This window comes from Pseudomonas faucium, from assembly GCF_021602585.1.
GTDB classification, from domain to species: domain Bacteria; phylum Pseudomonadota; class Gammaproteobacteria; order Pseudomonadales; family Pseudomonadaceae; genus Aquipseudomonas; species Aquipseudomonas faucium.
The window spans coordinates 122,688-130,809 of record NZ_BQIP01000017.1 but is presented as its reverse complement, the minus strand read 5'-3'; the positions used below and the strand labels follow the sequence as shown (position 1 = coordinate 130,809).

The following is an 8,122-nucleotide window of genomic DNA, read 5'->3' as shown; positions in this document are numbered from 1 at the left end:
GGGGAGGGTCCTCGGGGTGGTTGAAACGGGGGCGGAGTATACGCCGGTGGGCAGGGGGCCGCAAAACGGCCCCCTGCCATTCAGCGCACCTTGCCTTGTTCAGGCCGCAACTGTTCCTTGTCGAATGCATCGACATCGATCACCGCCCTGCGCGCTTCTTCGGCGGCATGCAACCGTTGCCCCTCTTCGACTTGCAGTACACCGCTGTGGACGGCTGCTTCGATGGCTGACTGCCCCGGGGTGGCTTGCACCTTGCCCTCCTTGATCGCCTGGTGCAGCACCTTGTGCAGCGGCGCAACTTCGGCCAGCGTGTCGCAGGCCCGTTGCAGCGCCGCCACCGGGTCGCCCTCGGCTTGCGGCCGGAAGCAGCCAGCGAGCAATTCTTCCAGTGCCGGGTCGCCTTTACTGCGGCCGATCAGCGCGGCTACCTCGGCGTCCAGTTCATCGCTTGGGCCGGTATGGCGGCGGCCGAAGGGGAACACCAGCACACGCAGTGCGCAACCGACAAAACGGTTGGGGAAGTTGTCCAGCAGTTGGTCCAGTGCGCTTTCCGCCTGGCCCAGGCTTTCCTCCATGGCCCAACGCAGCAGTGGCTGCATGTGCTCGGGGGAGCCCAGGTCGTGATAGCGCTTGAGCGCGGCGCTGGACAGGTACAGGTAGCTCAATACATCGCCCAGCCGTGCACTCAGCCGCTCGCGGCGTTTGAGTGCGCCGCCGAGCAGCATCATCGACAAGTCGGCCAGCAGCGCGAAAGCGGCAGCCTGGCGATTGAGGGCGCGGAAGTAACCCTGGCTCAAGGCATCGCCGGGCACCGACTCGAAGCGCCCGAGCCCCAGGTTGAACACCAATGTGCTGGACGCGTTGCCGGCGGCGAACATGATGTGCTTCATCAGCAGATCGTCGAATTCCTCGAGTGCCTGGTCGTGGTCCTCGCGCCCCGCGAGGGCCATTTCCTTGAGCACGAACGGGTGGCAGCGGATGGCGCCCTGGCCAAAGATCATCAGGTTGCGCGAGAGGATGTTCGCGCCTTCCACCGTGATGAAGATCGGTGCGCCCTGCCAGCTGCGGCCCAGGTAGTTGTTGGGACCCATGATGATGCCCTTGCCGCCGTGCACGTCCATCGCATGCTGGATGCACTCGCGGCCGCGTTCGGTGAGGTGATACTTGAGGATCGCCGACAACACCGACGGTCTCTCGCCCAGGTCCACGGCCTTGGCGGTCAGCAGGCGGGCGCTGTCCATCAGCCAGGCGTTGCCGCCGATGCGCGCCAGTGACTCCTGGATGCCCTCGAAGGCTGCCAGCGGCACGTTGAACTGCTCGCGGATGTTGGCGTACTGGCCGGTGACCAGGCTGGTGTACTTGGCCGCGCCTGTGCCCACGGCAGGCAGGGAAATCGAGCGGCCCACCGACAGGCAGTTCATCAGCATCATCCAGCCCTTGCCGAGCATGGCCTGGCCGCCGATGAGAAAGTCCAGCGGCACGAACACGTCCTTGCCGCTGTTGGGGCCATTCATGAACGCCGCACCCAGGGGCAGGTGGCGCTTGCCGATCTCCACCCCGGGGGTGTCGGTGGGGATCAGCGCCAGGCTGATGCCCAGCTCTTCTTGCTCGCCAAGCAGGTGGTCCGGGTCGTAGGCCTTGAACGCCAGGCCGAGCAGGGTGGCGACCGGGCCGAGGGTGATGTAGCGCTTTTCCCAGTTCAGGCGCAGGCCGATGACTTCTTCACCCTGCCATTGGCCTTTGCAGATGACGCCGGTGTCGGGCATGGCGCCGGCGTCGGAGCCGGCCAACGGGCCGGTGAGGGCGAAGCAGGGGATGTCATCGCCGCGGGCCAGGCGGGGCAGGTAGTGGTTGCGCTGTTCATCGGTGCCGTAGTGCAGCAGCAGCTCGGCCGGGCCGAGGGAGTTGGGCACCATCACCGTGGAGGCCAGGTCGCCGCTGCGGGTGGCCAGTTTCATCGCCACCTGGGAGTGAGCATAGGCGGAGAAACCTTTGCCGCCGTACTCCTTGGGGATGATCAGGGCGAAGAAGCCGTGCTCCTTGATGTGCTGCCAGGCTTCGAGCGGCAGGTCCAGATCCTGGCCGATCTGCCAGTCGCTGACCATGGCGCACAGCTCTTCGGTGGGGCCGTCGATGAAAGCCTGCTCTTCATCGGTCAGCTTGGGCGCCGGGTAGTCGAGCAGCGTGCCCCAGTCGGGGCGGCCGCTGAACAGCTCGCCGTCCCACCACACGGTGCCGGCGTCGATCGCTTCGCGCTCGGTCTGCGACATGGGCGGCAGGGTGCGCTTGAACCACTTGAACACCGGGCCGGTGAACACCTTGCGCCGCCATTTCGGCAGCGCCACCAGGGCGATTTTCACCGCCAGGATGGCCCAGATCAGGATCAGCAACCAGCCAGGGGCTTTGCTGAAGATGCCCATGAGCAGCACGTAGGCCGCCATGATCCCGAGAATCTGCAAGGGCGCCAGGCGCCGGTGCGTGAGGTACGCCGCGCCGATCACCAGCACTACCAACCACAACAGCAACATAATCGGTCCTCCTTGGAACCAGGGGCTTGGGCCGTCCCACAGAGCTTAGACGCAACGCAAAAAACGGCAGGGTCATGACAGTGACAGGGAGGGGCGACGGGAGTTTCAGTTCATCTGCGGCTGTGGTGGCCCTATCGCCGGCTCTTTGTGGGAGCCGGCTTGCCGGCGATAGGGCCAGTACAGGCGATGGAGCTCTGGAGTAGACTGTCTTCCCTCCGCATTCCATAAGGACGTTGCCATGCTGAAGATCTGGGGCCGCAAGAATTCGAGCAATGTGCGCAAGGCGCTGTGGATCGCCCACGAGCTGGGCCTGGACTTCGAAGCCATCGACGCCGGCGGTGCCTTCGGCGTGGTCAACGAGCCGCACTACCGTGCCCTCAACCCCAATGGCCTGGTGCCCATGCTCGAAGATGGCGACCTGGTGCTGTGGGAATCCAACGCCATCGTGCGCTACCTTTGCGCCGAATACGGCGCCGAGCAGGGCTGGTACCTCGAAGACCCACGCCAGCGCGCCCTGGCCGACAAGTGGATGGACTGGACCACCTCGTCCTTCGCCACGCCGTTCCGCCCGCTGTTCTGGGGCCTTTTGCGCACCCCCGAAGAGCAACGTGATTGGGTGGCGATCAACGCCGCGCACAAGCAGTGCGCGCAATTGCTGTCTATTGCCGATCAAACCCTGGCGCACCAGCCTTATCTTTCCGGTGACCAGGTCGGCATGGGCGACATCCCACTGGGGAGCTTCGTCTATGCCTGGTTCGAAATGCCCATCGAGCGCCCGGCCATGCACCACCTGCAAGCCTGGTACGAGCGCCTGAAACAGCGCCCGGCCTACCAGGCCGCCGTGATGACCGCGCTGACCTGACCCTGCTTCGATAGTCATTATCAATAGATGTGACTGTACTTGTGCGGCCTGGCCTTGCACCATGGCCGCACTCACTGCGCCAGTGACTTCGCCTGGCGTGTCCTGAACCATTTTTTATTCGGTACGTGACCCGCTATGAGTTCTGCCCTGTCCATCCGACAGCTGACCAAGACCTACGGCAACGGCTTCCAGGCCCTCAAAGGCATCGACCTGGATGTTGCCGAAGGCGACTTCTTCGCCTTGCTCGGCCCCAACGGTGCCGGCAAGTCCACCACCATCGGCATCCTCTCGACCCTGGTCAACAAGACCAGTGGCACGGTCAACGTGTTCGGCCATGACCTGGACCGCGAGCCCGCTGCGCTCAAGCGTTGCCTGGGCGTGGTGCCGCAGGAATTCAACTTCAACCAGTTCGAGAAGACCTTCGACATCGTCGTGACCCAGGCCGGCTACTACGGCATCCCGCCCAAGCTGGCCAAGGAGCGCGCCGAGCAGTACCTGACCCAGTTGGGCCTGTGGGACAAGCGTGACGTGCAGTCGCGCTCGCTGTCCGGTGGCATGAAGCGCCGGTTGATGATCGCCCGCGCGCTGATCCACGAACCGCGCCTGCTGATCCTCGACGAGCCGACCGCCGGGGTGGACATCGAGCTGCGCCGTTCGATGTGGAGCTTCCTCACCGAGCTCAACCAGAAGGGCATCACCATTATCCTCACCACCCACTACCTGGAAGAAGCCGAGCAGCTGTGCCGCAACATCGGCATCATCGACCACGGCACCATCGTCGAGAACACCAGCATGCGCCAGTTGCTGGGCAAGCTGCATGTCGAGACCTTCGTCCTCGACCTCAAGCAGGACCTGGCCCAGGCGCCGGCCCTGCAAGGCTACCCGTGCCGCCTGCTGACCCCGCACACCCTGGAAGTGCAGGTGGAAAAAGACATCGGCATCACCGCGCTGTTCGGCCAGCTGGCCCTGCAGAACATCGAGGTGCAGAGCCTGCGCAACAAGACCAACCGACTCGAGGAGCTGTTCGTGTCCCTGGTGGAAAAAAACCTGTCGAAGGTGGCCATATGAGTGTGGAACTGCGCACCAACTGGGTGGCCCTCAATACCATCGTCTACCGCGAAGTGCGGCGCTTCTTGCGCATCTGGCCGCAGACCCTGCTGCCGCCGGCGATCACCATGGTCCTGTACTTCGTGATCTTCGGTAACCTGATCGGCCGGCAGATCGGCGACATGGGTGGCTTCACCTACATGCAGTACATCGTGCCGGGGCTGATCATGATGTCGGTGATCACCAACTCCTATGGCAACGTGGTGTCTAGCTTCTTCGGCAGCAAGTTCCAGCGCTCGATCGAAGAGCTGATGGTATCGCCGGTGTCGCCGCACACCATTCTCGTCGGCTATGTGCTGGGCGGTGTACTGCGCGGCCTGGCGGTCGGGGTGATCGTGACCATCCTGTCGATGTTCTTCACCGACCTGCAGGTGCACCACCTGGGCGTGACCGTGATCGTGGTGCTGTTGACCGCCACCATCTTTTCGCTGCTGGGCTTCGTCAACGCCGTGTTTGCGCGCAACTTCGACGATATCTCGATCATCCCGACCTTCGTGCTGACGCCGTTGACTTACCTGGGCGGGGTGTTCTACTCGATCAACCTGCTGCCGCCGTTCTGGCAGACCGTGTCGTTGGCCAACCCGGTGCTGCACATGGTCAACTCGTTCCGCTACGGCATCCTAGGGGTGTCGGATATCAGCATTGGTACGGCGATCACCTTCATGCTGGTGGCCACCGCGGTGCTCTACCTGCTGTGCGTTCGCCTGCTGGTCAGCGGCCGCGGCATGCGCGCCTGAGGCCTTGTGCTTGCGCCGGCGCCACTGCCGGCCGACCCACCAACGCCAGTACAGCATGGTGGTGAAGTAGGCGGCGATGCCCAGCACCACCCCGCACACCACCGAGCCCAGCAGGAACGGTTGCCACAGCGTTGCCAGCTGGTCGGTGATCCATTCGAAGGTGAGTTCGTCGGGCAGGGTGCGCGGCGGCACCTGCATCAGCCAGGCACCGGTCATGTAGGTGACGAAGAACACCGGCGGCATGGTCAGCGGGTTGGTCAGCCATACCAGGCTGACGGCAATCGGCAGGTTGCCGCGTACCGGGATGGCCAGCGCCGCCGCCAGCAGCATCTGCATGGGGATCGGGATCAACGCCGCGAACAGGCCCACGCCCATGGCCCGCGCCACCGAGTGACGGTTCAGGTGCCAGAGGTTCGGGTCGTGTAGCAGCTTGCCGAAAAAGCGCAGGGACTTGTGTTCCCTGATGCTGGTTGGATCCGGCATGTACCGTTTGAAAAGTCGGCGCGGCATGTAGGCTCCTGGCGCGTTGATCGAGGCAGTATGCCTTGATTCCCGCTCAGGCTCGTTCAGAGTTTGTGACAATTGTTGAGCGAGCCAGTGCGGCATTTCAGCTATGCCTCAGTAAGCGATTTTGCTTCTGGAGCTCTACCTCATGCGCACAGGGATGCTTGCGCTGGCGCTCGGGCTGTTGTGCCTGGGCCTTCTCCCCGCATTGCCGTCGGTCGGATGGCTTTGCCTGCTGCTTTGCGGCGGGCTGCTGTGCCTGCGCACGCGCGGTTGGCCGGTGGGGTGTTTCCTGCTGGGTTTGTGCTTGGCCTGCTGGTCGGCGCAACTGGCGCTGGACGACCGCCTGGCGCTGCCCCTCGATGGCCGCACCCTGTGGCTGGAAGGCCGGGTGGTCGGGTTGCCGAGCCACACCGGGCAAAGCGTGCGTTTTGAGCTGGAACAACCCCGCTCGCGTCGCGCCGAGCTGCCCTCGCGCCTGCAACTGAGCTGGTTCGGTGGCCCGCCGGTGCGGGCTGGTGAGCAGTGGCGCCTGGCCGTGACCTTGCAACGGCCCGCCGGGTTGCTCAATCCACATGGGCCTGACCGCGAGGCGCATTTGCTGGCCCGGCGGGTGGGTGCGACCGGCACGGTCAAGGCAGGCCACGTGCTGCAGGCGCAGGCGCCGAGTTGGCGCGATGCCCTGCGCCAGCGGCTGCTGGCCGTCGATGCCAACGGCAGGCAGGCGGCGTTGGTGGCACTGGTGCTCGGCGACGGCAGCGGGCTGGCCCAGAGCGACTGGCAAGTGTTGCAAGCCACGGGCACGGTGCATCTGCTGGTGATTTCGGGCCAGCACATCGGCCTGGTGGCCGGGCTGCTGTACGCCCTGGTGGCGGGCCTGGCGCGCTGGGGGCTGTGGCCTCGGCGCCTGCCTTGGCTGCCTTGCGCCTGTGCCCTGGCGCTGGCGGCGGCGCTGGCCTACGGCTGGCTGGCCGGCGCCGGGGTGCCGGTGCAGCGCGCTTGCCTGATGTTGGCGGTGGTGCTGCTCTGGCGCTTGCGCTTTCGCCACCTGGGGGCCTTCTTCCCGTTGCTGGTGGCGCTCAACCTGGTGCTGATCGCCGAGCCCCTGGCCGCCTTGCTGCCGGGGTTCTGGTTGTCGTTCGGCGCGGTGGCGACGCTGGTCTATTGCTTCAGCGGGCGCCTGGGCGGCTGGCGCCCCTGGCAGGCATGGACCCGCGCCCAGTGGGTGATCGCCATCGGCCTGCTGCCCATCCTGTTGGCCACCGGGCTGCCGGTCAGCCTCAGTGCGCCATTGGCAAACCTGGTGGCCGTGCCCTGGATCAGCCTGGCGGTATTGCCGCTGGCGCTGCTGGGCACCTTGCTGCTGCCACTGCCAGGCGTTGGCGAGGCATTGCTGTGGCTGGCAGGCGGCCTGCTGGATGGCCTGCTGCGGGTGCTGCAAGGGCTCGCCGCCTGGCGCCCGGCCTGGGTGCCGCCGGCCTTGCCGCTGTGGGCCTGGGCACTGGTGTGCCTGGGGGCGCTGCTGGTGCTGCTGCCACGGGGTGTGCCGCTGCGCGGCCTGGGGTGGGTCATGCTGTTGGCCCTGTGGGTGCCCAAGGCGCCGGTGGCGCATGGCCAGGTGGAGGTCTGGCACCTGGATGTCGGCCAGGGCCTGGCGGTGCTGCTGCGCACGCGCCAGCACAGCGTGCTGTACGACGCTGGCCCGGCGCGCGGTGACGTGGACCTTGGCGAGCGGGTCGTGCTGCCCACCTTGCACAAACTGGGCGTGCGGCAACTGGACCTGATGCTGATCAGCCACGCCCACGCCGACCATGCTGGCGGGGCATTGGCGGTTGCCCGGGGGCTGCCGGTGGCGCGGGTGCTCAGTGGCGAGGCGCAGGCGCTCGCTGCGCCGTTGTCGGCGCAGCCATGCGTCAGTCACGAAGGGTGGGAATGGGATGGCGTGCGTTTTTCGCTGTGGCACTGGGGCGAGGGGGAGGGCAGCAATGATCGCTCCTGTGTCTTGCTGGTCGAGGCGCAGGGCGAGCGCCTGCTACTGGCCGGCGATATGGAAGCCGGCGCCGAGCGCGCCTGGTTGGCCGACCACCCGGCGCCGGCCATCGACTGGTTGCAGGCGCCGCACCACGGCAGCGCCAGCTCCTCCACCGAGCGATTCTTGCGGGCCACGGCGCCACGCGGGGTCATCATTTCCCGCGGGCGCAACAATGGCTTCGGCCACCCCCATGCGCAGGTGCTAGAGCGCTATCGCCGTCACCAGCTGGCGATCCACGATACGGCGCAAGAGGGCGCATTGCGCCTGCTGCTGGGCAGCCGGGGCGCCGCCGAGGGGGGGCGCGCGCAGCGCCGCTTCTGGCGCGATGCACAGTCAATTCCCTGACCTTCGG

General features: G+C 65.9%; 5 protein-coding genes and 1 pseudogene. 4 read left to right on the top strand and 2 right to left on the bottom strand.

The genetic code is table 11. The features are described 5' to 3' along the window. Nucleotides 1-80: 80 nt before the first annotated feature. Nucleotides 81-2,528 (bottom strand): acyl-CoA dehydrogenase, encoded by a 2,448-nt coding sequence (locus tag L6D75_RS19440; RefSeq protein WP_176512216.1) that lies wholly within the window; start codon nt 2,526-2,528, stop codon nt 81-83. 238 nt (nt 2,529-2,766) lie between these two features. Here L6D75_RS19440 and L6D75_RS19435 point away from each other — a divergent pair, with 238 nt between their 5' ends. From L6D75_RS19435 to L6D75_RS19425, 3 genes are all read left to right on the top strand, one after another. Next, nucleotides 2,767-3,390 (top strand): glutathione S-transferase, encoded by a 624-nt coding sequence (locus tag L6D75_RS19435; protein ID WP_176512217.1) that lies wholly within the window; start codon nt 2,767-2,769, stop codon nt 3,388-3,390. A 135-nt stretch (nt 3,391-3,525) separates the two neighbouring features. Further along, nucleotides 3,526-4,458 (top strand): ABC transporter ATP-binding protein, encoded by a 933-nt coding sequence (locus L6D75_RS19430; RefSeq protein WP_176512218.1) that lies wholly within the window; start codon nt 3,526-3,528, stop codon nt 4,456-4,458. Continuing rightward, entirely contained in the window at nt 4,455-5,234 is a 780-nt protein-coding gene (locus tag L6D75_RS19425; RefSeq protein ID WP_012271145.1) for an ABC transporter permease, read from the top strand. Before L6D75_RS19430 ends, L6D75_RS19425 begins: the two co-directional genes overlap by 4 nt. A gap of 12 nt (nt 5,235-5,246) precedes the next feature. Here the strand turns inward: L6D75_RS19425 and L6D75_RS19420 are convergent. Next, nucleotides 5,247-5,744, bottom strand: a pseudogene (locus L6D75_RS19420) (DUF2062 domain-containing protein); the annotation flags it as partial. 142 nt (nt 5,745-5,886) lie between these two features. Between L6D75_RS19420 and L6D75_RS19415 the strand changes: the two are divergent. Then, entirely contained in the window at nt 5,887-8,115 is a 2,229-nt protein-coding gene (locus L6D75_RS19415) for a DNA internalization-related competence protein ComEC/Rec2 (protein ID WP_176512220.1), read from the top strand. The last annotated feature ends 7 nt before the right edge of the window (nt 8,116-8,122 follow it).

Coding starts and splice junctions, on each gene's coding strand:
- L6D75_RS19440 (WP_176512216.1), bottom strand. CDS start 2,528: ATGTTGCTGTTGTGGTTGGTAGTGCTGGTGATCGGCGCGGCGTACCTC.
- L6D75_RS19435 (WP_176512217.1), top strand. CDS start 2,767: ATGCTGAAGATCTGGGGCCGCAAGAATTCGAGCAATGTGCGCAAGGCG.
- L6D75_RS19430 (WP_176512218.1), top strand. CDS start 3,526: ATGAGTTCTGCCCTGTCCATCCGACAGCTGACCAAGACCTACGGCAAC.
- L6D75_RS19425 (WP_012271145.1), top strand. CDS start 4,455: ATGAGTGTGGAACTGCGCACCAACTGGGTGGCCCTCAATACCATCGTC.
- L6D75_RS19415 (WP_176512220.1), top strand. CDS start 5,887: ATGCGCACAGGGATGCTTGCGCTGGCGCTCGGGCTGTTGTGCCTGGGC.